The sequence below is a fragment of the Streptomyces sp. SID5464 genome (genome assembly GCF_009862985.1).
In the GTDB taxonomy this organism is placed as follows: Bacteria; Actinomycetota; Actinomycetes; order Streptomycetales; family Streptomycetaceae; genus Streptomyces; species Streptomyces chartreusis_D.
The window spans coordinates 101,184-125,904 of record NZ_WWIQ01000073.1 but is presented as its reverse complement, the minus strand read 5'-3'; the positions used below and the strand labels follow the sequence as shown (position 1 = coordinate 125,904).

At 72.0% G+C, this 24,721-nt stretch carries 24 protein-coding genes; 8 read left to right on the top strand and 16 right to left on the bottom strand.

Annotation, left to right across the window (positions count from 1 at the left end):
* Nucleotides 1-106: 106 nt before the first annotated feature.
* The 8 genes from GTY47_RS35455 to GTY47_RS35420 form a co-directional block, all read right to left on the bottom strand.
* Nucleotides 107-1,114 (bottom strand): hypothetical protein, encoded by a 1,008-nt coding sequence (locus GTY47_RS35455; protein ID WP_010040333.1) that lies wholly within the window; start codon nucleotides 1,112-1,114, stop codon nucleotides 107-109.
* Between the two features lie 92 nt (nucleotides 1,115-1,206).
* A complete protein-coding gene (locus GTY47_RS35450) occupies nucleotides 1,207-2,145 on the bottom strand; it encodes a diiron oxygenase (protein WP_010040330.1) in 939 nt (312 codons plus the stop codon).
* A 148-nt stretch (nucleotides 2,146-2,293) separates the two neighbouring features.
* Nucleotides 2,294-3,754: a penicillin-binding transpeptidase domain-containing protein gene (locus tag GTY47_RS35445; protein WP_010040325.1), complete on the bottom strand. Its 1,461-nt coding sequence runs from the start codon at nucleotides 3,752-3,754 to the stop codon at nucleotides 2,294-2,296.
* Entirely contained in the window at nucleotides 3,751-5,115 is a 1,365-nt protein-coding gene (locus GTY47_RS35440) for an FtsW/RodA/SpoVE family cell cycle protein (RefSeq protein WP_010040323.1), read from the bottom strand. Before GTY47_RS35440 ends, GTY47_RS35445 begins: the two co-directional genes overlap by 4 nt.
* Nucleotides 5,116-5,167: 52 nt before the next feature.
* A complete protein-coding gene (locus GTY47_RS35435; protein WP_040903248.1) occupies nucleotides 5,168-5,626 on the bottom strand; it encodes an SH3 domain-containing protein in 459 nt (152 codons plus the stop codon).
* Nucleotides 5,627-5,790: 164 nt separating this feature from the next.
* Nucleotides 5,791-7,044: a HAMP domain-containing sensor histidine kinase gene (locus GTY47_RS35430; protein ID WP_010040319.1), complete on the bottom strand. Its 1,254-nt coding sequence runs from the start codon at nucleotides 7,042-7,044 to the stop codon at nucleotides 5,791-5,793.
* Nucleotides 7,041-7,748 (bottom strand): hypothetical protein, encoded by a 708-nt coding sequence (locus GTY47_RS35425; RefSeq protein WP_050810242.1) that lies wholly within the window; start codon nucleotides 7,746-7,748, stop codon nucleotides 7,041-7,043. The genes GTY47_RS35430 and GTY47_RS35425 overlap by 4 nt, the downstream gene beginning before the upstream one ends.
* Nucleotides 7,749-7,953: 205 nt before the next feature.
* Nucleotides 7,954-8,457 (bottom strand): dual specificity protein phosphatase family protein, encoded by a 504-nt coding sequence (locus GTY47_RS35420; RefSeq protein WP_040903245.1) that lies wholly within the window; start codon nucleotides 8,455-8,457, stop codon nucleotides 7,954-7,956.
* Nucleotides 8,458-8,577: 120 nt separating this feature from the next.
* On the opposite strand from GTY47_RS35420, the gene GTY47_RS35415 reads away from it, so the two are divergent.
* Nucleotides 8,578-9,381, top strand: a complete 804-nt coding sequence (locus GTY47_RS35415) for a nuclease-related domain-containing protein (protein WP_010040312.1) — start codon at nucleotides 8,578-8,580, stop codon at nucleotides 9,379-9,381.
* 127 nt (nucleotides 9,382-9,508) lie between these two features.
* Here GTY47_RS35415 and ligD read toward each other — a convergent pair whose 3' ends face one another.
* On the bottom strand, nucleotides 9,509-10,390 hold the full coding sequence (gene ligD, locus GTY47_RS35410) for a non-homologous end-joining DNA ligase (protein ID WP_010040310.1): 882 nt from the start codon (nucleotides 10,388-10,390) through the stop codon (nucleotides 9,509-9,511).
* Between the two features lie 54 nt (nucleotides 10,391-10,444).
* Here ligD and GTY47_RS35405 point away from each other — a divergent pair, with 54 nt between their 5' ends.
* Entirely contained in the window at nucleotides 10,445-11,476 is a 1,032-nt protein-coding gene (locus tag GTY47_RS35405) for a Ku protein (RefSeq protein ID WP_029181200.1), read from the top strand.
* 191 nt (nucleotides 11,477-11,667) lie between these two features.
* Here GTY47_RS35405 and GTY47_RS35400 read toward each other — a convergent pair whose 3' ends face one another.
* Nucleotides 11,668-12,237 (bottom strand): XRE family transcriptional regulator, encoded by a 570-nt coding sequence (locus tag GTY47_RS35400; protein WP_010040306.1) that lies wholly within the window; start codon nucleotides 12,235-12,237, stop codon nucleotides 11,668-11,670.
* Between the two features lie 70 nt (nucleotides 12,238-12,307).
* Here GTY47_RS35400 and GTY47_RS35395 point away from each other — a divergent pair, with 70 nt between their 5' ends.
* Together GTY47_RS35395 and GTY47_RS35390 are read left to right on the top strand one after the other, a co-directional pair.
* Nucleotides 12,308-12,991 (top strand): AzlC family ABC transporter permease, encoded by a 684-nt coding sequence (locus GTY47_RS35395; protein WP_010040300.1) that lies wholly within the window; start codon nucleotides 12,308-12,310, stop codon nucleotides 12,989-12,991.
* Nucleotides 12,992-13,029: 38 nt separating this feature from the next.
* Nucleotides 13,030-13,323, top strand: a complete 294-nt coding sequence (locus tag GTY47_RS35390; protein ID WP_040903275.1) for an AzlD domain-containing protein — start codon at nucleotides 13,030-13,032, stop codon at nucleotides 13,321-13,323.
* A 73-nt stretch (nucleotides 13,324-13,396) separates the two neighbouring features.
* Here GTY47_RS35390 and GTY47_RS35385 read toward each other — a convergent pair whose 3' ends face one another.
* Together GTY47_RS35385 and GTY47_RS35380 are read right to left on the bottom strand one after the other, a co-directional pair.
* Nucleotides 13,397-13,897 (bottom strand): Asp23/Gls24 family envelope stress response protein, encoded by a 501-nt coding sequence (locus GTY47_RS35385; RefSeq protein WP_029181199.1) that lies wholly within the window; start codon nucleotides 13,895-13,897, stop codon nucleotides 13,397-13,399.
* A 106-nt stretch (nucleotides 13,898-14,003) separates the two neighbouring features.
* The gene (locus GTY47_RS35380; RefSeq protein ID WP_010040295.1) at nucleotides 14,004-14,600 is read right to left on the bottom strand and encodes a TetR family transcriptional regulator C-terminal domain-containing protein; all 597 of its coding nucleotides are present in this window, start codon (nucleotides 14,598-14,600) and stop codon (nucleotides 14,004-14,006) included.
* A 64-nt stretch (nucleotides 14,601-14,664) separates the two neighbouring features.
* Here GTY47_RS35380 and GTY47_RS35375 point away from each other — a divergent pair, with 64 nt between their 5' ends.
* Nucleotides 14,665-14,967, top strand: a complete 303-nt coding sequence (locus GTY47_RS35375; protein WP_010040294.1) for a hypothetical protein — start codon at nucleotides 14,665-14,667, stop codon at nucleotides 14,965-14,967.
* A gap of 157 nt (nucleotides 14,968-15,124) precedes the next feature.
* The gene (locus tag GTY47_RS35370; RefSeq protein WP_010040293.1) at nucleotides 15,125-18,259 is read left to right on the top strand and encodes a BTAD domain-containing putative transcriptional regulator; all 3,135 of its coding nucleotides are present in this window, start codon (nucleotides 15,125-15,127) and stop codon (nucleotides 18,257-18,259) included.
* Here the strand turns inward: GTY47_RS35370 and GTY47_RS35365 are convergent.
* The 3 genes from GTY47_RS35365 to GTY47_RS35355 all read right to left on the bottom strand — a co-directional run bounded on the left by GTY47_RS35365 (nucleotide 18,240) and on the right by GTY47_RS35355 (nucleotide 21,188).
* Complete coding sequence (locus GTY47_RS35365; RefSeq protein ID WP_010040292.1) at nucleotides 18,240-19,058, bottom strand: ABC transporter permease; 819 nt, start codon at nucleotides 19,056-19,058, stop codon at nucleotides 18,240-18,242. The genes GTY47_RS35370 and GTY47_RS35365 overlap by 20 nt on opposite strands.
* Entirely contained in the window at nucleotides 19,055-20,050 is a 996-nt protein-coding gene (locus GTY47_RS35360; RefSeq protein WP_010040291.1) for an ATP-binding cassette domain-containing protein, read from the bottom strand. Before GTY47_RS35360 ends, GTY47_RS35365 begins: the two co-directional genes overlap by 4 nt.
* Before the next feature lie 187 nt (nucleotides 20,051-20,237).
* Entirely contained in the window at nucleotides 20,238-21,188 is a 951-nt protein-coding gene (locus GTY47_RS35355; RefSeq protein ID WP_050810240.1) for a DMT family transporter, read from the bottom strand.
* A gap of 81 nt (nucleotides 21,189-21,269) precedes the next feature.
* Between GTY47_RS35355 and GTY47_RS35350 the strand changes: the two genes are divergently transcribed.
* Nucleotides 21,270-22,235: a LysR family transcriptional regulator gene (locus GTY47_RS35350; RefSeq protein WP_010040289.1), complete on the top strand. Its 966-nt coding sequence runs from the start codon at nucleotides 21,270-21,272 to the stop codon at nucleotides 22,233-22,235.
* Between the two features lie 71 nt (nucleotides 22,236-22,306).
* Here the strand turns inward: GTY47_RS35350 and GTY47_RS35345 are convergent, their stop codons facing one another.
* A complete protein-coding gene (locus tag GTY47_RS35345) occupies nucleotides 22,307-23,803 on the bottom strand; it encodes a vanadium-dependent haloperoxidase (protein WP_050810237.1) in 1,497 nt (498 codons plus the stop codon).
* A gap of 467 nt (nucleotides 23,804-24,270) precedes the next feature.
* On the opposite strand from GTY47_RS35345, the gene GTY47_RS35340 reads away from it, so the two are divergent.
* The gene (locus tag GTY47_RS35340; RefSeq protein ID WP_010040284.1) at nucleotides 24,271-24,474 is read left to right on the top strand and encodes a cold-shock protein; all 204 of its coding nucleotides are present in this window, start codon (nucleotides 24,271-24,273) and stop codon (nucleotides 24,472-24,474) included.
* Nucleotides 24,475-24,721: the final 247 nt, after the last annotated feature.

The window sequence follows — 24,721 nt, the reverse complement described above, 5'->3', positions numbered from 1 at the left end:
CCGGACGCCGACTGACTGTCCGTTGACGCGCCGACCGCTGCGGGCGGACACCCCCCGACACGTCTCCTTCGGTGTGTACGCGGGTGCGGCCGAGTGGGGCAGCCTCCTAGCGGGCGTCCACGTGCTGGAAGTCGACGGCCGTGATGCGGGCGGTCTTCGTCGTCAGTTCGGCCAGGCCCTGGCCTTCGAACGTGTCGGTGATGAGGGCGCCCCTGGTGGCGCCGAGGGCGGACTGTTCGTCGTTGGGGACGAGACTTGCGATGGAGCGGTAGGACTCCTTCAGCAGGGATTCCTGCTTGTGGGCGGCCGGGAACAGGGCGAGGACGCCGCCGTCGGCGGTGCGCAGGGCGTACACGCTCGGGTCGGCCGGGGTCTTGGTGAAGAACTTCTCGGTGGCCTTGCCGTCGGCCGCGCCCTCGGTGCTGCTCCGCTGGTAGGTCTGCTCGGCGTTCTCGACCGGCTTCGTGGAGGTCAGGGCCTTGCCCTCCTTCTTGCCGCCGGTCTCCAGGAAGTCCTCGTAGGCGGCGCCGACCTCGGAGGGGGCGAGCTTGCCGACCTTGGTGTCGGGGTCGACGGCCTCGGCGAAGCCGTGACGGTCGATGGCGAGCTTCGGCAGGGGCTCGCCGCTGTCGGCCCACAGGGACAGCACCATCTTGTACGTGCCGCCGACCTTGTCGAAGACCAGCAGCACGCTGTTGTCGCCGTTCTCGCTGGACTTGGCCCGGACGGCGAACCAGGTGGCGGTGCCCTTCTCGGGGATGAGGAACTCGCGGTCCTGGTAGGAGAAGGGCTTGGTGTAGGCCTTCTGCTCCTTCTCCGGCCAGGTGTCGAAGAGGGTGTAGGTGGCCTGGTCCATCGCGTAGACCTGACCCGCCTCGACCGTCCCCAGGAGCTTGTCGTCCTGTGCCGCGTTGGCCTTGTTGTTGACCTCCTCGTAGCGGTCGGCGATCTTCTTGGCGGCGGCCCGGGTGACCACGCCCTGCGGGGTGTCATCGGCGCCGGAGTCCGAGGCGGCCTGACCGCCGCACGCGGTCAGGGCGAGGGCGGTCGTGACCCCGAGGGCGGCGGCCTTGAGGCGCGGCAGCCCTACGAGGCGAGTGGTGTGGGGGGACATGCGGTGGTGATCTCCTTGGGGCCACGGAGGGTGACGAGTTCAAGGAGGACAGTAGCCACCCTGCATGGACATGACGTGGCCGGGTCGGGCTCCTAGGCCAGCAGCCCCGACGACTTCCACAGCCGCCGCCCCACGCCCCGCAACACCCCGATGTCGTCGAGGAAGTCCGTCAACCGCTTGGACCCGGTCTGCATGACCTCGCGCCGATGCCCGCTCGCCCGTACCTGCGCGAGAGCCTCCCGCTGGTCCAGGCCCACGTTCGTGTAGACCTCGGGGTTCACGAAGGCCACCGAGAACACCCGGGCGAACTCACCGGAGGTGATGCGGGTGAACTCCTGGGACCACTTGGGGGCCGTCACCATCTGGCGGCGGAGCTCCTCGCGGGCGTAGCGGACGTGGCGGGCCTCCTCCACCACGTGGATGCGGGTGACACCGCGGATGAGGGGCTGGACCCGCTCGTCGGGGAACGTCAGACGCTGCATCCAGTCGAGGACCTCCTCGCCGAGGAGCGTCGCGGTGAAGGAACCCGGGGTGGTCGAGATGGTCTTGAACAGGCGGCCCAGGTGCTGGTGGACGCGGCTGACCGGGTACCAGGGCGTGCCACCGTGGGATATCAGCCGGGCGAACATCTTGGAGTGCCGGCACTCGTCCTCGATCTCGGTGAGGGCGTAGCGCACGTGCGCGCTCGTCGCCGCCTTGTCGTAGATGTGCCGGACCAGCAGCTGCATGAGGATGATCTCGAACCAGATGCCGAGTGAGGCCAGCGCCGCCGCCTCGTGCTGGGAGAGCAGGATCCGCTGCTCCTCGCTCATCCGCTTCCACAGCGGGGTGTCGTAGAGCGAGACCAGCTCCGGCGGCCAGAACCACTTGCCCTCCTCGAAGGGCGCGTCCCAGTCCAGTTCCTTGTCCGGGTCGAAGGAGTGCTTGGCGGAGGAGTCGAGCAGCCGCTGGGCCACCTGCTCCCGGTCCTTCAGCAGGCCCAGGGCATCGCGCAGGCCGTCGAGCGCGTCGGCTTCCGTCAGGGTCGTCATGGCTGCCCACCTCGTTGTGCACACGTCACTGTCCCCCTTATGAGACTGCCTGTCAGCAAGGCCGTCAATCCCCTGTGCGCCACTTGTTGACCCGGTGTCTACTTCGGGCGCGCCGAAGAACCGGCAGCGCCCGTGTGGGGGAGACTGATCAGCGGGACCCGAGCACCGCTTTCATCACCGCCCGGGCGATCGGCGCCGCGTCGCCGCCGCCGCTGATGTCCCCGCGGTCCGCCTCCGCTTCCTCCACGACGACCGCGACCGCCACCCGCGGCTCCAGATCACCGTCGCCCTGGGCCCAGGAGACGAACCAGGCGTACGGCGTACCGGAGTTGCCGAGGCCGTGCTGGGCGGTGCCGGTCTTGCCGCCGACCTTGGCGCCGCGGATCGCCGCCCGGCGTCCGGTGCCGTCCTCGACCACCTCCCGCATCAGCGCGCGCAGCCGGACCGCGGTCGAGGGGTACATCGCCTGGCGGACCGCGCGTGAGCCGGCCGTCGCGAGGGTGCTGCCGCCCGGTCGTGTCGTGCGCTCCACCAGGTACGGCTCCCGGAGCTGACCGCCGTTGGCGACGGCCGCCGCGACCATCGCCATCTGGAGCGGTGTGGCACGGGTGTTGTACTGGCCGATCGACGACAGGGCGAGCTGGGCCTCGTCGAGCGAGGTGTCGAAGGTGGAGCGGGCCACCGGGAAGGGGATCCGCAGCGCGGGGTTGTTGAAGCCGAAGGCCTGGGCCGTGGCCGTCATGTCCGTCGCGCCCACCTCCACGCCGAGCTTGGCGAACACCGTGTTGCAGGAGAGGGTGAAGGCCTCGCGCACCGAGGCGTCCCGGCAGCCGCGGGAGGCGTTCGTCAGGCGGGTCCGCGTCCCGGGCGGGGTGTACGGGTCGGGGGAGTCCGTCGGCGCGTCGAGATCCGTGACCACGCCGGCGTCCAGCGCGGCGGCAGCGGTGACGACCTTGAACGTCGAACCCGGCGGATACGTCTGCCGTACCGCCCGGTTGAGCATCGGGCGGTCCCGGTCGGCGTTCAGCCGCTTCCACGCCCGGGCCGCCGCGGCCCCGTTGCCGGACAGCGGCTGGGGGTCGTAGGAGGGGGCGGACACCAGGGCCAGGATCCGGCCGGTCGACGGCTCCAGCGCCGCCACCGCGCCCTTGCGCCCGGCAAGTCCCTCGTACGCCGCCCGTTGTGCGGCCGGGTCGATGGTCGTCACGACGTCGCCGCCGCGGCTGCGTGCGCGCGTGAAGTCGTTCCACAGCGGGAACGGCGCGAGCATCGGGTCCGTGCCGGACAGGATGCCGTCCTCGGCCTTCTCCAGGAGCGTCGTCCCGTACAGCTGGGAGGCGAAACCCGTGACCGGCGCGTACAACGGGCCGTCCGTGTAGGTCCGTTCGTAGCGCAGGTGCTCGCGGGTGTCCTTCGAGCCGGTGACGGGCCGGCCGTCGACCAGGATGTCGCCGCGCGGCTGCCCGTAACGGAAGATCTCCGGGCGGCGATTGGCGGGGTTCCCGTCGTACGCCGGGGCCTGGACGACCTGGACGCGGGCGGCGTTCAGCAGCAGCGCCACCAGCAGCAGGGCGCAGAAGACGCCGGCGTGCCGGATGTGCCGCGTCACCGGGTGTCCGGCCCGTCGTGCTGACGGCGTGCCGAGTCGCTGACCCGCACCAGCAGTGCCACGATCGACCAGTTGGTCACCACCGACGAGCCGCCCTGTGCCAGGAACGGCATCGCCATGCCGGTCAGCGGGATCAGGCCGGTCACCCCGCCCGCGATCACGAACACCTGGAGCGCCACCAGCGAGGCGAGGCCGACGGCGAGCAGCCGCCCGAAGGGCTCGCGCAGGGCGAGGCCGGCCCGGTAGCCGCGCTCCACCAGCAGGCCGTAGAGGAGGAAGATCGCGGACAGGCCCGCCAGGCCGAGCTCCTCGCCCGCCGTGGCCAGGATGAAGTCCGACTTCACGGCGAATCCGATGAGGACCGAGTGACCGAGCCCGAGACCGGTGCCGAGCACGCCGCCCTCCGCGAAGGCGAACAGGGACTGGGCCAGCTGGTTGGGGCCCTCGCCCGCCTCGATCGAGGCGAACGGGTGCAGCCACGTCTCGATCCTGCTGTGCACGTGCGGCTCCAGCCGGCCGACGGCGACCGCCCCCAGCGCGGCCAGCAGCAGACCGACCGCGATCCAGCCGGTGCGGCCGGTGGCGACGTAGAGCAGGACGACGAACAGGCCGAAGAAGAGCAGCGAGGTCCCGAGGTCCCGTTCCAGGACCAGGACGCCGACGCTCACCAGCCAGACGGCGACGATCGGGCCGAGGACCCGGCCGGTGGGCAACTGGAGCTTCCAGACGTGCCGGCCGGTGTAGGCGAGGGCGTTGCGGTTCGCGGCCAGATACGCGGCGAAGAACACCGCCAGCAGCACCTTCGCGAACTCGCCCGGCTGGATGGAGAACCCGGCGATCCGGATCCAGATGCGGGCGCCGTTCACCGCCGGGAACAGGATCGGCAGCGTGAGCAGCACCAGCGCGGCCACGACACAGACGTACGTGTAGCGCTGGAGCACCCGGTGGTCCCGCAGCAGGAGGACGACCAGGATGAACAGCGCCACGCCCAGCGTCGACCAGATCAGCTGGGCCGGCGCCGCCCGGTCGCCCGGGGTCTCCAGGTCGAGCCGGTAGATGAGCACCAGGCCGAGCCCGTTGAGCAGCACGCCGATGGGCAGGAGGAGCGGGTCGGCGTGCGGGGCCCGCAGGCGCACGGCGAGATGCGCCAGCAGCGCGAGCACGCCGAGCCCGGCGCCGTAGCCGGCCGCACCGGGCGGGAGGGCGTCGTGCTGGGCGAGGCCCACGGCGCAGTAGCCGTACACGGACAGCAGTACGGCCAGGACGATGAGGGCGAGCTCGATGCCACGGCGCCGGGGGAGGCGGCGGACGGCGGGTGCGGGCGGGTCCGCCGTCGCCACGATGATTCCGGCCTTGCTCATGTCCGGAATCTAACCAAATGAGGCGTGTGGTGTGCTTCTGATTGCCCGATAGTCAGCACCGGCGTGGCTTGCGGTCGATGGGGTCGATGAAGCGGGCCGAGCCCCAGGCCCAGGTGCCGTCCGTCAGGAGGTACCAGGTGGGATTGCCCTGCACGCTCTCGCCTTCCCACTTGCAGAAGATGGAGACGACGTCGCCTCGGTGGGCGAACCGGATGATCTGTGAGCCGCGGTTGGGCGCGCTGCGCAGCGCCAGGGTGTTCGCCGTGACGACGCCCCGGGTGGTGCGTGGGTCGCGGTGGTGGTGGTCGCCGTTGCCGCCGCCGTTCCAGTCGTTGTTGCCGTTGCCGCCCGAGTTCCAGTCGTTTCCGCTGGACTGGTCGCCCCCTGCGCCCCAGTCGTCGTCCGCGACGGCGGGGGTGACGGCTGCCGTGGCCGCGAGGATGCCCGCGGCGGCTGCTATGGAGAGGCGGCTGGTGAGTGAGGAGCGCAGGCGCATGGGGGTTACCTCCATGTGGAGCAGGAGTGTCAAAGCTGACTAACCGCCACATTAGGAGCGCCCGATGGCCCCCGCCCGTCACAGTGGGCCATAGGGGGAGCGCCCTGAAGGGACGCGGGCAACCGCACGAACAACCACGAACGACCCGTGGACGGACCACGACCCGCAGCCCCGAGCCCTCACTCCGTCGGCACCCTGAGCGTCGCCACTGCACCACCGTCCGCCGCATTCGCGAACTCCAGCCGGGCCCCCAGCACCTCGGCCTGCCCCAGCGCGATCGTCAGCCCCAGGCCGTGCCCCTTGGCACCGCCCTCCGTACGGAACCGCTGCGGCCCGTGCACCACCAGGTACTCCGGAAAACCGTCCCCGTGGTCCCGGACGGTGACCACCGGCCCGTCCACGGTCACGACGACCGGCCCCCGCCCGTGCTTGTGCGCGTTCGCCACGAGATTGCCCAGCACCCGCTCCAGCCGCCGCCGGTCCGTCTCCACGGCCACATCCCGTACGACCCGGACCTCCGTGTCGCTCCCCGCGCCCCGCACCACCCGCTCGGCCAGCGGCCCCAACTGCTCGGTGTCCAGCTCCAGCCGCTCCCGGCCGGTGTCCAGCCGGGAGATCTCCAGCAGGTCCTCGGTGAGGGTGCGCAGGGCCGCCACCCGGTCCCGCACCAGCTCGGTCGGGCGGCCCGGCGGCAGCAGTTCGGCCGCTGCGTGCAGCCCGGTGAGCGGCGTGCGCAGCTCGTGTGCCACGTCCGCGGTGAACCGCTGCTCGGCGAGCAGCTTGCCCTGCAGCGACGACGCCATGGAGTCCAGCGCGGCGGCGACCGCGGCCACCTCGTCCTGCGGGCGCGCCGGGGCCTTCGTCCGGGGGTCCGTACGGGGGTCGTTCACGCGCGCGTCCAGGTCGCCCGCGCTGATCCGCCGGGCCACCAGCGCCGTGGTGTGCAGCCGCCGCGTCACCCGCGTCACCGCGAACGCCCCGACCAGCAGCGTCGCCCCGATCGCCAGCCCCGACGACCACAGGATCGCCCGGTCCAGGCCCGCGATGGTGCGGGCCTGCTGGGAGTAGTCGACCGCCACGGCCAGGGCCCGGTCGCCGTCGGCGGGCCCGGCCGCCCACATCGTGGGGCGCCCCTCGAAGTCGGCGACCATGGTGCCGCGGTCGCCGGAGACCGCCAGGTTCCGCAGCGGCGGGGGCAGACCCGGGGGATCCACGCCGCCGCCACGCTTGAGCGCGTCCCCGGCCTCGTACCGCTCCGCCGCCTGCGTCAGCCGCTGCAACGCCTGGTCGCGGGCCTGGCCGACGGTCTGGTTCGTCACCTGTACGTGCACCAGGACGCCGAGCAGGGCGGCCAGCGCGCAGCACATCACGGTGATGAAGGCGGCGGCCTTCGCGGCGAGCGTCCCGGACCACTGGGGGAGCGCGGGTCTCATCCGGTGCTCGCCGAGGGGGAGACGGTGGGGGAGACGGACGGGGAGCCGGAGGGCGTGGCGGAGGGGTGCCGGGAGTGCGTCCGCGGTCCGGTGCGCAGCATCTCGTCCTGGGTGAGGAGCATGGCCCGCTGGTCCCGGTCCCAGGTCCACTGGAGGCGGTACTCGTAGCCCGCCACCTCGGACGGCGAACGGATGACGAGGGAACGCCCCGCCAGCTCGACGCCGCTGAGCGCGTCCTCCCAGGCCATCACCTGCGTCAGCCGGTGCTTCTCCACGGTGTAGACGCGCACCGCGGTGGTCTTGCCGGGCAGCAGCCGGAAGCCCAGCGTCAGGTCGTCACGCCCGTCACCGGTCAGGTCCCGGTAGTACGGCCTGAGCACCGGGCACCGTCCGCGCTCCGGGCCCTTGCCGCAGTCGGCCATCCGGCGGTTCGTGTCGCGGTAGGGCGCCTTGTCGCCGGCGTAGTCGCCCGGGCTCGCGGCGATCTCGGCCCGGACGACCCCGACCGGGTCCACCCGGCGGATGTCGTCGCCGGGCACCTTGACGCCCTTGACCACCTCGGTGTTCACCTCGCCGATCTCGAAGGCCGGACTGGACGCCGGCGTCAGCTCGGGCCACAGCCGAGCCGGCCCGACGGCCGTCGGCGTCGCCCCGGCCCCCTCCAGCCCCCCGGCGTCCCCGCAGCCCACGGCGCCCGCGAGCAGGAGTGCGACGCCGGCTGCACACCGGGCGACCCTTCCAGGCTTGCGGCGGCGGGTTCGGAGGCGGCCGGGAAGGCTGCGGACGCGGCTGACGGGCACTGCACTCCTGTGGTTCGAGGATGATCACACGGCTCGGACCGACCGCCGGCCCCGTACACCTTATTCGCAAGGAAGTCCCATTTGCGCGCGAGGGAGTCCGTTCGCCGCCCTACTCGGTCAGCTCCTCCAGCAGCCGGGCCGTCGCCAGCCCGGCCCGCAGGTACTCGACGAACAGTTCGTTGTGCAGCGCCCACGGCGAACGGCGGTCCCGGATCAGCCGGATCGCCGCGTCGGCGGAGTTCCCCCGCCGCATCAGCGCATGCGCGACGACGAGGCCGGAGCGGTTGTACCCGTGGTAACAGCGGACGAGGACCGTGCGGCCCTCGTCCAGCGCCTCGCAGGCGGCCTCGGCCAGCCGGATCACGCCGGCGAGCTGCGTCCCGTCGAGCGGCCCGTCGGGGATGGGCCAGACGTGGTGCGGGACGTCCGGATCGGGCCCGTGCCCCGGCAGCCGCAGCAGCGTCTGCACAAGGTCGAACTCGTCCCGTACGACGGCGAACTCCGGATGCCCCGAGGCCCCGGCGTACTCATGGCCGCCCATCCACAACCCGGGGACGACCTCGTTCCAGGGACGCTCCGGAGCCGGCACATCCGGTTTCCTGCGGGTACGCAACGGCGCCTCCCCTGCATCACCGCCCGAGGGGCCTGCCCGGCGGGCCCGGCTCCTCTCAAGGTAACCGGGTTCTTGCCCCCGCAGCACCCCGCCTGTTCCCATGGTCTGGGGTGATGGTGCATGGACGGACTGCGCGTCATACCGACCTGGCGGCACGGTCAGGAACGGCTGTACGTCTGCCTCCCGGACGGCAGGAACATCGCCTGGTACGACCGTGAGGCGGGCCGGGTCAACCTGCTGGGCGAGGACCGTGAGGACGACGTGCTCCGGGCCCTCGGGCCCTTCATCACCGGCCCGGTGGCGGTGGGGCCGCCCCCGGTGCCGACCCCCGCCGAGCTCGCCCGTCTGACCCTGCACCCCGACGACGACCTGGCCCCCAACCGTCCGGGCGAGGCCCTCCTCGTCGCCCTCGACCGCGACCCCGGCCCCGCTCGCCGGCTGCGCCCCGACCCGCGCCGCCGGGCCCTGGAGGCGGAGCAGACGGTCGGGGACGCCCTGGACCGCCTGGACGGCGCGGGCTGGCACACCGTGCACTCCGTCCCGCTTCCCGGCGGCAGCCGCATCCACCACCTGCTGATCGGCCCCGGCGGGCTGTACGCCCTGCACACCCTGTACGCGCGCAAGCAGCGGGTGACGGTCGCCGACCCCGTGGTCACCGTGGGCCGCCGTGAACCGACCGCCCTGCTCCGCCGCGTCCGCGCCGACGCCGACCGCGCCTCCTACGCCCTGACGGCGGAGGTCCGCCCCGTCCTCGCCCTGGTCGGCCCGACGGCCGTGTCGGTCCCAACCGGACCGCGCGAGGTCCGCGTCGTCACGGACCTGGAGGTGCAGACCCTGGCCCGCCAGGGCGGTGTCCTGAAGCCGGCGGACGTGGAGGCCCTGCACGCGATGGCACGGGACCGGAACACCTGGACACGGGTGTGAGGGCGTGCCGCCAGGTCCCTGGCTGAGGGCGTGCGGGACCCGTGCTGCTGCTGCGGGCATGCCGAGCGCCGTGGCCGCTGCGGGCGGGCAGTGCCCGTAGCTCCTGAGCGCGCGCCGAGCCCCGTCGCTAGGGCAGCCGGCCCGCGCTGTCCGGGTCGAGGAGCGGGGCGAGCAGATCGCCGTAGTCCTGCACCCGGGCCGCGATGTCGGTGGCGTGGAAGTCCAGCCGGCCGGGCGAGCCGCACTCCTCGACCTCCTCCCAGGTCACGGGCGCCGAGACGGTCGGCTCGGGGCGGGCCCGGAGGGTGTAGGGGGTCGCCGTGGTCTTGCGCGCGGCGTTCTGGCTCCAGTCGACGAAGACCTTCCCGGGGCGCAGGTTCCTGGTCATCCGGTGCAGCGCGAGCCGGGGCATGGCCTTCTCCGCCTCGACGGCCAGTTCCTTGGCGTACTCGGACACCCGCTCGGAGGACGCCCCGCGCACGGCGGCGAGCAGGTGCAGCCCCTTGGAGCCGGAGGTCTTGGCGTAGGTCTCGATGCCGTCCGCCGCGAGCCGTTCCCGCAGCCACAGCGCGACCTCACAGCACTGCACGATGCTCGCGGGCGCCCCCGGGTCGAGGTCGAAGACGATCCGGTCGGCCTCCTCCGGCGTGCCGACGAGCCACTGGTGGGTGTGGAACTCCGTGACGAGGTTGGCCGCCCACATCAGGCTCGGCAGGTCCTGCACCAGGACCATCCGGGAGGGCCCCTCGACCCGTGGCACCTCGGCGGTGGTGACCCAGTCGGGCGTACCCGGCGGGACGTTCTTCGTGAAGAACACCTGCCCGTCAGGACCGTCCGGATACCGCAGGAAGGACACCGCCCGGTCGCGCAGATGGGGCAGCAGGACCTCGGCGACGGTCGCGTAGTAGTGCAGGACCTCGCCCTTGGTGAAGCCGGTGGCGGGATACAGCACCTTGTCCAGATTGCTGAGCGGGAGCCGTCGCCCCTCCACCTCTGTGATAGGCGCCATACGATAAGAATCTCACGCGAATCGTGACAAACACTCCCTAGAGTGACCGGAAGGGTGCTGCACGTGAGATCCATATGGAACGGCGCCATCTCCTTCGGCCTGGTCAGCATTCCGATCAAGCTGGTGAACGCCACCGAGAGCCACTCGATCTCCTTCCGCCAGATCCACACCGAGGACGGCGGCCGCATCCGCTATCGCAAGTTCTGTGAGCTGGAGGACCGCGAGGTCACCCAGGGGGAGATCGGCAAGGGCTACGAGGACGCCGACGGCACGATCATCCCGATCAGCGAGGAGGACCTGTCCAGCCTGCCGATCCCGACGGCCAAGACGATCGAGATCGTCGCCTTCGTCCCGGCCGACCGGATCGATCCGCTCCAGATGGACGCCGCGTACTACCTCCAGGCGAGCGGCGCCCCGGCGGCGAAGCCGTACACCCTGCTGCGGGAGGCGCTGAAGCGCAGCAACAAGGTGGCGATCGCGAAGTTCGCCCTGCGGGGCCGGGAACGCCTCGGCATGCTCCGGGTGGTCGGCGACGCCATCGCCATGCACGGCCTGCTGTGGCCGGACGAGGTCCGCGCCCCCGAGGGCGTGGCCCCCGACACGAACGTCACGGTCCGGGACAAGGAACTGGACCTGGCCGACGCCCTGATGGACACCCTGGGCGAGGTCGACCTGGAGGACCTGCACGACGAGTACCGCGAGGCCGTGGAGGAGGTCATCGCCGCGAAGGCCGCCGGGGAGGCCCTGCCGCAGGCCCCCGAGCCGGCCGCGGGCGGCAAGGTCCTCGACCTCATGGCCGCCCTGGAGAACAGCGTCCGCGCGGCCCGCGAGTCCCGGGGCGAGGAGGCCGGCGAGCACGCCGAGGTCAAGTCGCTCCCGCAGCGGGAGACGGCCCGCGCGGCGCCCAAGCAGACCGGCGGCAAGAAGTCGGCGTCCACCGCGAAGAAGACGGCGGCCAAGAAGACCACGGCATCCGCGAAGAAGTCGACTGCCAAGTCCGGCCAGGGCACGAAGAAGACGGCGTCGAAGAGCACCGCGAAGAAGACGACCACGAAGAAGACGACCTCCCGCAAACGCCCGGCCTGAACCGTATTGGCCCGGAGCGCCGGCCGCGCCCTCGCGGCGCGTACGTGATGCCCGGCCGGGGCGGCCCGGCCCCGGCGAGCCGGTCGGCGGGCCGCGTTGCAGGGGCCCCATCGAGTAGCGCAGCGAGCCGTTGACAATACTGACGGAGCGGGCACCGCGTCTGCCCGGAAGCGCTCACAGGACGTGTGCGCTCAGTGGTGCTCGGAGACGAGCACCGCACGAGTGCCGGGCTCCAGCGCCTGGAAGACATGCGCGACATCGGCCGGGTAGCAGATGTAGTCGCCCGGGTGGAGTTCCACCGGTTCGTCGGCGATGCCCACCAGGGCCCGGCCCGAGCTGATCACGACATGCTCGACGACTCCGGGCGGGTGCGGCGCCGAGGAGCGCTGCGGCCCGGGCTCGGCGGCGACGCCGTAGACGTCCCGCCGGGCCCCGGGCGGTGAGGCGGCGAGGAGCGTGGCCCGGTAGTCGCTCTGCTCGGACCCGACGGCCGGCCCTTGTCCCGCCCGGATCACCTGCACCTGCGGCCGCGACACGGCAACAAGCCGCGAGAAGGGAATCTCCAGGGCCACGCACAGCGCCCACAGCGTCTCCAGGCTCGGATTCCCGGTGCCCGACTCCAGTTGGGAGAGCGTGGACTTGGCGAGCCCGGCCCGGCGGGCGACCTCGGTGAGGGACAGTCCGGCCCGGACGCGTTCCGCCCGCAGCGACGCGGCGATCACTTCGATCGGGGGCTTGGGGGCGGGGCCGGTGTCGGGCATGGGGTTGTTCGCTCCAGCGGTCTCTCGTTCGTCTTGACGAACATCGTAAGCCATGTTCACTATAAAAATCATGCGTTCGTTCTGGAGAACCCTGGACGGCTCACTGCTCCGCGACATCGTGCTGGTCTGCCTGGCAGTGGGGGTGATCGGCCTGTCCTACGGCGCCGTCGCGGTCACGTCCGGGTTCGCCCGGTGGTTCCCGGTCCTGATGGGGGTGCTCGTCCTCGCCGCCTCGTCCGAGTTCCTGTTCGTCGGGATCATCGCCGCCGACGGCAGCCCGATCGCGGCGCTGCTGGCCGGGCTGCTGGTCAACGCGCGCCATCTGCCGTTCGGTCTGGCGGTATCCGACGTCCTCGGACGGGGCTGGCGGGGAGTGCTCGGCACGCATCTCATGAACGACGAGACGGTCGTCTTCGCCCTCGCCCAGGACGAGCCGGAGCGCAAGCGGGCCGCCTACTGGCTGTGCGGCCTGGGCATCCTGATCTGCTGGCCCCTCGGTGCCGCGCTGGGCGCCCTGCTCGGCGGCGTCGTGCGGGACACCGACGCCCTCGGCCTGGACGCCATGTTCCCCGCCGTGATCCTGGCACTGATCCTGCCCACGCTGAAGGACAGGCTTGTGCGGCGCACCGCCTTGGCCGCCGCGGCCCTGGCCCTGGCCGGCACCCCGTTCCTCCCCGCGGGCCTGCCGGTCCTGCTGGCCCTGGCCGCCCTGCCCCTGTTCCCCGTCAGGACGAGGAAGAAGGCCGCACGGTGAGCGACATCGCCATACCCCTCCCGCCGACACTGGCGGCGATGCTCGCCCTGGCGGCCGGGACCTTCCTGCTCCGCCTCTCCGGGCCGGCCCTGCGCGCGAGATTCACGCTCCCGGAGCGCACCGACGAACTGCTGGAGATCTCGGCGGTCCTCCTGCTCGCCGCCCTGGCCGCCACGTCCGCCCTCACCGAGGACCACGTCTTCACCGGCCCCGCCCGACCGCTCGGGGTCCTGACCGGCGGGGTGCTCGCCTGGCGCAGGGCCCCGTTCCTCGCGGTCGTACTGGCGGCGGCGGGCACGACGGCACTGCTGCGGCTGGCGGGGGTCCCGTGACACAGTCCGTGCTGCAAAGCCGCCCGACGGAAATGCCGTGCTCACACCCCCGCCGCCCACATGGCCTGAAGCCTCAGGCCACGCGCCGCCCCTCCTGCCCGGACTCGCCCTCGTCCTCTTCCTCGTCCGGCAGATGGACATCGTCGACGGCGATGTTGACCTCGACGACCTCCAGCCCGGTCATCCGCTCCACCGCGTTGATGACGTTGGTCCGGACGTCCGCGGCGGTGTCGGCGATGGCGGCGCCGTACTCGACGACCACGTCGAGATCGACGGCGGCCTGGCGCTCACCGACCTCCACCTTCACCCCCTGGGTGACCCCACTGCCCCCACCGGGCACGCGCTGGCGCACGGCCCCGAAGGCCCTGGACATGCCTCCGCCGAGGTTGTGGATCTCCGGGATCTCCCGGGCCGCCATGCCCGCGATCTTCGCCACGACCACGTCCGCGACAGCGGTGCTTCCCCGTGCCTCCGGGGGAGCGGCGCTGTCTCCTCGGCGGCCCTGCTGTGTCGTGCCCCCCTCCTGCCTTCCCGTCCCAGTTGCGGTGTTTCTGCGCTGTGTGGTCTCCGTCATGACCGTCACCTCGTTGATCGGTGCGGGGTATGAGCAGCGTCGTTCCTATCCACCGTAGAACAATGGTGCGTATGGGGCGAAAGTGCTGAAACACCTCAAGGGTCGCTCACTGCACGAGGTGATCGACGTGGCGCTGAAGAACGGCCGAGGCCGTCTCCGGCGAGTGATGCCCCGCGAGGACGTGCACGGTGAGGCCGTCGGCGACGGCGAGGAGCGTATGCGCCTCCTGGGCGGCGTCGAGGTGCGGCGGGATCTCCTCGGTGTCCTGGCCGTATCGGATCAGCCACACGACCAGATCATGGAGCTTGCCGTAGGCCTCATGCAGGACGGCGGCGAGCCTCTCGCTGGCGGGAGCGTGGCTGACGAAGGCCAGCCACACATGCGCCTGAGCCCTCGACTCCTCGTCCAGCAGGGCGAGTTCGGCCAGCGTGTGCGACAGCAGGGTGGACGCGGACTGGGGGGTGGAGGTCGCGGCGATGCGCTGGTTGGCGCGCTCGCTGACGCGTTGTGAGATGTGCTCCAGCGCGAAGAGCAGCATGTCCTCCTTGGTGCGGAAGCACCGCTGCACGGCCCCCATGGACACGTCCGCCTCGGCGGCGACGTCCCGCAGGCTGACGGCCTCCATCCCGGAACGCGCGATCAGGGCGCACACCGCCTCCGCGATCCGCAGCCGCCGCTCCTCGTAATCGACCTGCCTGGGCACGCTTCGCTCCTCCCCCTCTCTTTCCGATGCGCTTGCATCATATCCGCCGACCCGGCACGATGTGATGCGACCGCATCGGAACGACCTGGCGGAGGGCCTCGCCATGCCGAAACAGCAGCTCAAGACCTCGGACACCCACTCAGGCCAGGGCCTGCTCTGGCTCTTCGGCGCCATTCTGGCCATCCAGGGCTTCGGTTCCGCCATCACAGAGGCCGGCTGGAACACGAGCTTCGGCGTCGCAGGCCTCCTCCGAGCAGCCCACATCCCCGAATGGGGCACCCTCCTGGTCGGCTGCGCGGGCACGGCCCTCCTGGCGACGGCCGCACGCCGCCACTACACGAAGAGCCGGGGCCATCGCCGGCCTTGAGCGGCCCGCCGGGACCCGGAAGCCGGCGGAATCGGGCGAGCGGAATCCTTCGTCGGGAACACTGGACGGTGTGATCCCAGCCATGAGGTACGCGTAGCGGCCCGCGCGGAACGAACGCCCCCCCCGAACGCACGGAACAGCTCGATAACCTGACCGCGTGAAGACCGAGTTGACCTTCCTGTCGCGTGTGGCCTACCGCGGCCGGGAGATCACCGCGCCCCGACTGCGCGGGCTGCTCGCGCTCCTCGCAGGCGAGTTGCGCTCCGGTTGCAGCACCGCGCGGCTGGTGGACGGGCTGTGGCGGGACGAGCTGCCGGCCAACCCGGCCAACGCGCTGCGGATCCTGGTCTCCCGGACCCGCTCCCAACTCGGGGCCGACGTCGTCGTCAGCACCCCGACCGGCTACCGGCTGGCGCTGGGTGAGGAGCAGGTCGACAGTTCGGCGGTGGTGCGGTGCGCCGAGGCCGGCGCCCGGCACGCCCGGGCCGGGGATCATGCCGCCGCCCTGGCGAGCGCGGAGGAGGGCCTCGCCTTCTGGGACGCGGCCCCGGACGCCGACGCCGCGCCGGGCGACCCGGTGGCGGAGCTGCGGGCCGAGCGGGCACCGCTCCACGACTCCCTCGTACGCTCCCGCGCGCTCGCGCTCGCCCGGCTGGGGCGGCGGGCCGAGGCCGTGGCACCGCTGACCGAGGTCTTCGCCGGGGCGCCGCGCGACGAGGAAGTGCTGGCCGAGCTGCTGCGCGCCGAGGCGGCCACGGCCGGACCGTCGGCGGCGCTCGCCCGCTATGACGCGTACCGGCGCGAGCTCCGCGACGCTCTCGGCACCGACCCGGGCGCCGGGCTCAAGGCCGTGCATCAGGAGCTGCTGCGGGGTGGGACTCCCGTGGCCCGGTACGGGGTGCCGCACGATCCGAATCCGCTGCTGGGGCGGGACGAGGATCTCGCGGCGGTGGCCGGGTCGTTGCGCTCCTCGCGGCTGGTCTCGATCGTGGGACCCGGCGGTCTCGGCAAGACGCGGCTCGCGTACGCCGTCAGCCGCCAGGCGGAACAGCGGGTGGTGCACTTCGTCTCGCTGGCCGGAGTCGGTACGGACGCGGACGTGGCCGGCGAGGTGGCGTCGGCGCTCGGCGGTGGGGAGGCGCCGCGCGGGGGCGTCGGGGCGTACGGCGGCGGGGCGGATGTGCCCGCCGGAATCGTCGCCGCGCTCGGCGCCGGACCCGCGCTACTGGTGCTGGACAACTGCGAGCAGGTCCTCCGGGGCGCCGCCGACCTGGTACGGGAGCTGGTGGCGAGGTCCCGGGACCTGCGGGTCCTGGTCACCAGCAGGGCCCCGCTGGGGCTGAGCTCGGAAGCGGTGTACCAGCTGCCGCAGCTGAGCCTGGCCACCTCGATCGAGCTGTTCGAGCAGCGGGCCCGGGCCTCGCGCCACGATGTCGAGCTGCCGCCCGACGCGGTGGCGAAGCTGTGCCGGCATCTGGACGGGCTGCCGCTCGCCGTGGAGTTGGCGGCGGCGCGGGTACGGGTGCTGTCCGTACCCGAGATGGCCCGCCGACTCGGCGACCGGTTCGCGCTGTTGCGCGGCGGGGCCCGGGACGCACCCGAGCGGCACCGCACGATGCACGCGGTCGTGGAGTGGAGCTGGAATCTGCTGGACGACGACGCGCGTGCGGCGCTGCGGGCGCTGTCGGTCTTCCCCGGCGGCTTCACCGAAGAGGCGGCGGAACGGCTGCTGGGTGACGGCGGTGACACGCTGTACCTGCTGGAGCAGTTGGTGGACCAGTCGCTGCTGAAGGCCGGCGACACCGCGGCCGGGATCCGCTTCCGCATGCTGGAGACGGTGCGGGAGTTCAGCGCGGCCCGGCGCACGGCGGCCGGGGAGGAGGAGTCGGTCACCGACCGGTTCCTCGGCTGGGCACGGGACTTCGGACTGGCCAACCACGACGCGATGGTCGGCCCCGAGCCGATGCGGCACTGGGCGCGGCTGCGCGCGGAGCAGGACAACCTGGTGCTCGCCCTGCGGTGTGCCCTCGCCCGCCAGGACCACGCCACCACCGCGGCGGCCGGCGCGGTGCTGGCCTGCACCTGGTTCATAGACGCGACGAGCTTCCACCGGGTCCTGACCCTGGCCGCCGACACCGCGGCGCCGCTGTCGCACTACCGCCCCGAGGCCCGGTACGCCGAGGTCACCCGCACCCTCTGCGCCGTCTGCACCGCCGCCCCGTTCCTCGGATACGGCTCGCCCCGGCTGCGCCATCTCGTCACCCTGCGCCGGCTGCCGCCCGCGGAGCCGGACACGCTGCTGAGAGCGCTCGCCGTCGTGCTGTGCTCCCTTCCGGACATGCGCCCGCCCGGTTACGAGGCGCTGCACGAACTGTGCGCGAGCGACGCGCCCTTGGTGGCGGGCGTCGCCGAGTGCGCGGCCAGCTATCTCTGGGAGCACGAGCACCAGCCGGAGCGTGCGCTGTCCTCCGCCCGCCGGCTGCTCGCCGCGGTCGACGCCGTGCCCCACCCGTCGCTCAAGCTGCTCGGCCACTCCCGCTGCGGCGAGCTGTGCGCGGACGCCGGTCTCGGCGAGGAGGCGTACCGGCACCTGCTGGCGGCGCTGGAGGCCTTGGAGCACCTGAGTGACCAGTCGCCCACGACGGGCCTGCACCGCGGTCTGGCACTGGCCTGCCTGCAGCGCGGTGAGCCGGACGAGGCCGAGGAGTGGCTGCGGCGCGTGGAGCGGAGCCAGCCGACGGAACAGACCTCGGCCGTCGCGACCGACCTGGCCGCCTGGGCCGAGATCGCGCTGGCCCGCGGGCTGACCGAGCTGGGTCTCAAGCGGTGGCGGACGGCCGTTCAGCGGCTGCGGTGGCACGACTCGCCGCCCGTCGACCCGGCCATGGACGCGTGGGCGCGGGCGATCGAGGCCTACGCGGTGGCCGCGCACGCGTACGCCGGGCGGCTGGAGCCGGTCGCCGGCCTGGTGGCCGAGTTGGAGGGCCGGCTGCGTACGCTGCTCGCCGACGGCTCCCACCCGGTGGGGGAGATCCCGGTGTCCGGCACCGACGTGCTGGCCCTCGGCCTGGCCCGGCTCGCCGCGGGCGACACCTCGGCGGTGCGGCTGCTGGCGCTGGCGGAGCGGATGTACGTGCCGCAGACCTTCCCCACGATGTCCGCCGACCGTGCCCGGCGGGCCGCCGAGGAGCCCGGCGGGGCGGCGTACGCCGACGCGGTGTCGGAGTACGCCGCCCTGGGGCGGGACGGGCTGATGGAGGCGGCCCGCACACTCATTCCGGGTCGCGGTTGAACTGCGCCGTCGACCAGCGGTAGCCGAGCGCGGTCAGGCCGACGCACCAGGCGATCGCGATCCACCCGTTGTGGCCGATCTCGGTGCCGAGCAGCAGGCCGCGCAGGGTCTCGATGGCCGGGGTGAACGGCTGGTACTCGGCGATCGGCTGGAACCAGCCCGGCATCGTGTCGGCCGGGATGAAGGCGCTGGAGATGAGCGGCAGGAGGATCAGCGGCATGGCCATGTTGCTGGCCGCCTCGGGGTTGGGGCTGGCCATGCCCATCCCGACAGCGATCCAGGTGAGCGCCAGGGCGAACAGCGCGATCAGCCCGAACGCCGCCAGCCACTCCAGGGCCGTGGCGTCCGTGGACCGGAAGCCGATGGCCACGCCGACGGCACCGACGAGGACCACACTGGCGACCGACTGCAGCACGCTGCCGACGACGTGCCCGACCAGCACCGAACCGCGGTAGACCGCCATCGTGCGGAAGCGGGCGATGAGGCCCTCGGTCATGTCCATGGAGACGTACACGGCAGCCCCGATCACGGTGCTGCCGATGGTCATCAGCAGGATGCCCGGGACGACATAGGCGATGTACTCGGAGCGGTCCGCGCCGCCGCCACCGATGCCCGCGCTCATCACGTCGCCGAAGATGTAGACGAAGAGCAGCAGCATCATGATCGGCGTGAGCAGCAGGTTCAGGGTCCCGGACGGGTAGCGCCACGCGTGCAGCAGATTGCGGCGCAGCATCGTGTTCGAGTCGCGGACGGCGAGGGAGATGCGGGTGGGGCGGGCGGGAGCCGGGGGAGTGCTCATCGGACCTTCTCCTCGGTCTGGTTCGGCTGGTTCGGCTCGTTCGGCTGGTTGGGGACGTTGGCGGGGCTGGTCAGGGCGAAGAACACGTCGTCGAGGTCGGGGGTGTGCACGGTCAGCTCGTCCGCCTCGATGCCTGCCGAATCCAGCCAGTCGAGGATGGAGCGCAGCTCGCGCTGGCTGCCGCCGCTGGGGATCTGCAGCGCCAGCGCCTCGTCGTCCCCGGTGACCTCGCGCAGCTCGACGGCGGCGCGCTGGTACGCGGCCGGGTCGGTGAAGCGGAGCCGGACGTGTCCGCCCGGGACGAGCCGCTTCAGCTCCTCGGCGGTGCCCTCGGCGGCGATCTTCCCGTCGTGGAGCACCGCGATCCGGTCGGCGAGCTCGTCGGCCTCCTCCAGGTACTGCGTGGTGAGGAAAACGGTGACGCCGCCCGTCACGAGCTCGCGGATGATCCGCCACATGTTGTGGCGGCTGCGCGGGTCGAGGCCGGTGGTCGGCTCGTCGAGGAAGATGATGCGCGGGCTCCCGACCAGGGTCATGGCGAGATCGAGGCGCCGCTTCATGCCGCCGGAGTAGGTGGAGGCGGGCTTCTTGGCGGCCTCGGTGAGGTCGAAACGCTCCAGCAGCCCGGCGGCCACCCGCCGCCCCTCCCGCTTGGACAGGTGGTTCAGGTCCGCCATGAGAAGCATGTTCTCCTCGCCGGTGATCAGCCCGTCGACGGCGGAGAACTGTCCGGTGACACCGATCGCGGCGCGCACGGCCTGCGGGTCGGCGGCGAGATCATGGCCGCCGACACGGATGTCACCGGCGTCGGCCGTGATGAGGGTGGAGAGGATCTTGACGGCGGTGGTCTTGCCGGCGCCGTTCGGGCCGAGCAGCGAGAAGATCGTGCCCTCGGGCACGTGCAGGTCGATGCCGTCGAGGACCAGCTTGTCCCCGAAGGACTTCCGCAGCCCCGCGGCTGCGATGGCGGATGCGGGGGTCGTTGTCGTCATGCCCCGGAGTCTGCGGGGGGCCGCGTTCAGCGACCTTTCAGCGGGGTTTCACTGGCCGTCGCCCATGGGCAACGCGGTGAAATGACCTGGCCCGCCACCCGGAATGTCCCCCGCTACCGGGTGCCCGCCGCCAGCCCCGCGCCGGGCAGCCCGGTGCGTAGGGCTCGGGCACCCTTGGCGGCCGTGCTCAGGTCGCCGTCGGGCTGGGTTCGGGAGGCACGGCGTCGGCTGCCGTCAGGGCGGGGGTGTTCCGCTTGACGCCGCTGCGGTGGGCACGCTCGATGGCCTGGCCCCAATACGTGCCGGCCACCATGAGCGCCCCGCCGAGGGCGGCCAGAAAGGTGAGCCGTTCGCCGCCGAGGCTGATCCCGACCACCACCGCCCAGATCGGTTCCGTGCCCAGCAGGAGGCTGGCACGGCTCGCGGACGTCTGCTGCACCGCCCACGTCTGGGACAGGAAGGCGAACAGCCCGCAGAAGAGGGCAAGGTAGACCAGCTGGGCCCACGTGGCGGCATCGCTGTGGGCCAACGCGTCCAGGTCGGCCGCGACGGGTGCCAGAAAGAGCGCGGTGCCGACGACGGTCTGGACGGTCGTCAGCTGCAGGGGGCGCAGGGTGCCGCCGACGGAGAGCCGTCCGACGAGGGCCACGTGTCCCGCCCGGACGACCGCGGCGGCGAGCATCAGCAGGTCACCGGTGCGTACGGCGTGCAGTCCGGTGCCGGAGAGCAGGAACCCCACGGCCACGACGCACGAGCCGGCAGCCGCGAAGAACGTCAGGGGCAGCCTGCCGCGGCCACCGGCACGGTCCAGCAGCGGCGTCAGCACGATGGTCAGGCTGATGATCAGGCCCGCGTTGGCGGCGCTGGTGTCCGCCACCCCGTAGGTCTCCAGCACCAGCACCGCCGCTTGCGTTATCCCCAGCAGTGTCCCGGCCCGGATCTCGCGGCGGGTGAAGCGGCGGGGCCCACCCCGGGTGGCAACCAGGGCGAGGGAGCCGATCGCGGAGATGGCATACCGGGCGAACAGCACCACGAGGACCGGCAGGGCGGAGGTGGCCGTCTTCGCCGAGAGGTAGCTGGAACCCCAGACGATCGCAACAAGGAGAAGTACCAGGTCGGTACGGCGGGCATCGCGCATGCGCTCACGGTGCACGGCCAGGAAACTGAAGCCCAGTACCAACTTCTGAAACAATGCTTTAGCAGCCCTACACTGAGCCCCGTGGATGCACGACAGCTGCGGATCCTGCGGGAGCTGAGAGAACTCGGCAGCGTCAGCGCGGTCGCCGAGGCCCTGCTGGTGACGCCCTCGGCGATCTCCCAGCAACTGCGGCTGCTGCAACGTTCGATCCCCGTGCCGCTCACCGAACGCTCCGGACGCCGAGTGGTGCTCACCGAAGCCGGTCAGGCCCTGGCCGACGCCGCGATCGAGGTGGAGACCGCCCTGGCCCGGGCGCGGCATGCCGTCACCGACTACGTGGAGCAGCCGGACGGCGTCGTGTCGGTCGCGGCCTTCCACAGCGGCGCGGCGACGTTCTTCCCCCTGCTGCTGCGCGGACTCGCCGGGCCGGGCAGCCCGCGGCTGGCGCTCGCCGACGAGGACGTCGCCCAGAACCTCTTCCCCCGGCTCACCCGTGGCTACGATCTCGTGCTCGCCCACCGGCTCGACCACGCCCCGGCGTGGCCGCGCACGGTGACCGCCACCACGCTGTTGCGCGAGCCCCTCGACATCGCGGTACCCGTCGGCCATCCGCTGGCCGCACGGCCACGGCTCTCCCCGCAGGACGTGGCCGATCACCCCTGGATCACCGTGCACGACGGATTTCCGCTGATGGCCACCATCGAGGCCATCGCCACCGCCGCTAACCGCCGGCTCGACATCGTCCACCGCGTCAACGAGTTCTCGGTGGTCGCCGAGCTGGTGGCAGCCGGCGGCGGCCTGGCGCTGATGCCCCGCTGGACCGGTCGCCCCCACCCCGCGGTCGTCCTCAAACCGCTCAGCGGTGTCCACACCCACCGCCACATCGACGTGCTGCACCGCCCTGAACGCACCGCACGAAGGGCCGTCCGCACGGTCCTCGCCGAGCTGCACCGGGGCGCCGCGGTGATCCAGAGCCAGGACCTCGGCCCCCGGTCCGGTACTGGGGACCGTGGGGAGCCTGAGAAGCCGCCAGGATCAAACGGCTGACATCCGCACTGCGCTGACCGGCCTGGCGCCGCGGGGAACCGCGGCACCAGGGCCCGCCCGATCCGCAGCGGTCAGACGGCGAGGGTGGTGCCGTCGAAGCGGCTGAGGGTGAAGACCGCGTCCTCCAACGTGGACTCCTTGGCCTCACGCAGGAGGCCGATGGCGATCTCCTCGCCCAGCCGGACGGCCTGGGTGAAGTCGGTGCGCCAGTGCACGCCCGCCATGTTGCGGCCGGTGGCGATGTTGGCGGCGACCTTGTTGAGCTCGCCGCCGACGGTGAGCCGGTCGGCGTCCGGGCCGGTGTACGGCTCCAGTGCCGTGCCGTCCGTGGTGGGCACGACCGGGTCCGCCAGGATGTGCGACTCGTCGAACCATGCCTTGAGGATGGTCACGCACGCCCCGGCGACCGTGGCATGCCCGGAACCGTACGAGGGATGGGCCGGGCTGCCCTCGGGGAACGCCTGCGGCAGCAGGTAGCTGCCGTGCTTCTCGAAGACCCGCTTGACGGCGACGGAGTCCAGCACGCCGGAGTCGATGGGGTACTCGCGCTGCCCGCGCAGCTGCTGGTGCACCCGGCCGCCGAACTCCTCCGGGCGCAGCCGCCGGTGCACGTACCACTTCTGGAACCACACCGCCTTCAGCGCGCGGGTGGCCACCTCCGTCACCAGCGAGAGGAGGTGCGGGCCGCCGTACGTGCCGAAGCCGATCTGGTTGCGGGAGAAGTTGTACGGATTTCCCGCGTCCGCCGGTGCGTTCAGGCCCAGCAGAATGAGCGCGGCGTTGAGGTACGCCTGGTACAGCGCGTCGAAGTGCACGTAGTGTGCCAGGTCGCGCGGGGTCTGGATGTAGCGCCGGGTGGCGAAGTCCCTCTCGTCCGGCTCGGGTTCGGAGCCGTTCTGCACCTCCAGCCAGTCGCCCCAGGTGGTCAGATGGTCCACGGGGCGGACGAGGGTGTCCTGCCGCTGGTCGATCAGCAGCGTGCCGTACGGGATGTCCTTGAGCAGGAACTGCGACAGGTACGGCCCGGCCAGATCGCCCCGGGTGTCCCCCCGGAAGATCGTCTGCGGGGTGACCTGACCGTCCAGCTTCGGCGCCCGGAAGTCCGCCAGCGCGCTCAGTTCACCGGCCGCCTCGGCGACCAGCTCGCTCTCGGTGAACCGGGTGAACAGCACATCCCGGCACAGCGCCATCCAGTACAGCTCGACCGCCTCGGCGGAGTTCTGCGCGCTGTCGATGCGCGGCGCGGGCGGCATGGACAGCGCCTGGGCGTCCGGGCCCTGCGTGTCGAAGGCCAGCCCGGCCTGCGGGTTGGTCAGTTTGCGGGTGTCCGCGAGCGGGATCCGCTCGAAGTCCTCGTAGCTTCCCGTGGCCAGCGCCCGGCGCAGCAGGTGGTACGCGGCCGGGTCGACCTCGCCGAACTTGTTGTGCGGTAGCGCCTTGGAGTAGTTCGCGACGTAGGGGTGGTCGGTCTCCTCCCCGTTTGCGGCGTGCACCGGTACGTGGCGCTGGAACGCTGCCTCGGCGGCGCGGACCCGCGCGTCACGCGCGGCAAAACGACGATCACTCATTCGAATACCCCCGTATTCCCCCATGAGTGTGCGTGGCATCGCACTCGTCTCCTGAGACACCGGGCGCCCAGGGCTGGTTGCGCCAGAAACGGCAGTCGGCGACTTCTGCACATGTGTGAGACGAGATTCCCCCTTGGGCGGTGCACACCGCGAATGTCGACTTGATCGAGGTGTCCGACGAGGCGGGAGCAGCGCGGTGGCAGATGACCGGATCACCTGCGTCAGGCATTCGCCGCTGCCGGAATGCATGTGCCGGCGTTGACAGTCCGGCGTTGACATTCCGGCGTTGTCAGTAGCGGCTGCCGCCAGGCCGGGATAGCGTGGAGATCCAGCAGTCGTGGTTCCGAAGTCCCGTTCGCCCGTGATCGCCATCACGGGCGTTCCTGCTTTCAGCGCCTCTCCGGACCAGGGCGATCACCTCCTGGGCGCGCAGGGCGCGGGCCCGGTTCCCCGCGAAGGAGACAGTCATGGCCAAGGGCACTGTCAAGTGGTTCAACAGCGAGAAGGGCTTCGGCTTCATCGAGCAGGAGGGCGGCGGCCCCGACGTCTTCGCCCACTACTCCAACATCGCTGCCCAGGGTTATCGCGAGCTGCAGGAGGGGCAGAAGGTGGAGTTCGACGTCACCCAGGGCCAGAAGGGCCCGCAGGCGGAGAACATCCGCCCCGCCTGACGCGCCGCCCCGGCGAGGCCCGGCTTCCCGACGGCGGGACGCCGGGCCTTACCGCCTGCCCCGGGTGGTTGGCAGGGGCCAGACGAAACGCCCCCTCCGACACCGGCCCGGCGAGCGTGAGGGCGTGGTGCGGGCGTGGTTCGCGGTTAGTCGACGGGCCACCGCGACGTCGAGCTGGGCCACCCCGGCGGCGGCACCCCACGTAAGGGATCTTGAGGCCACGAGCAGCCCATGGCAGGCTCACGCC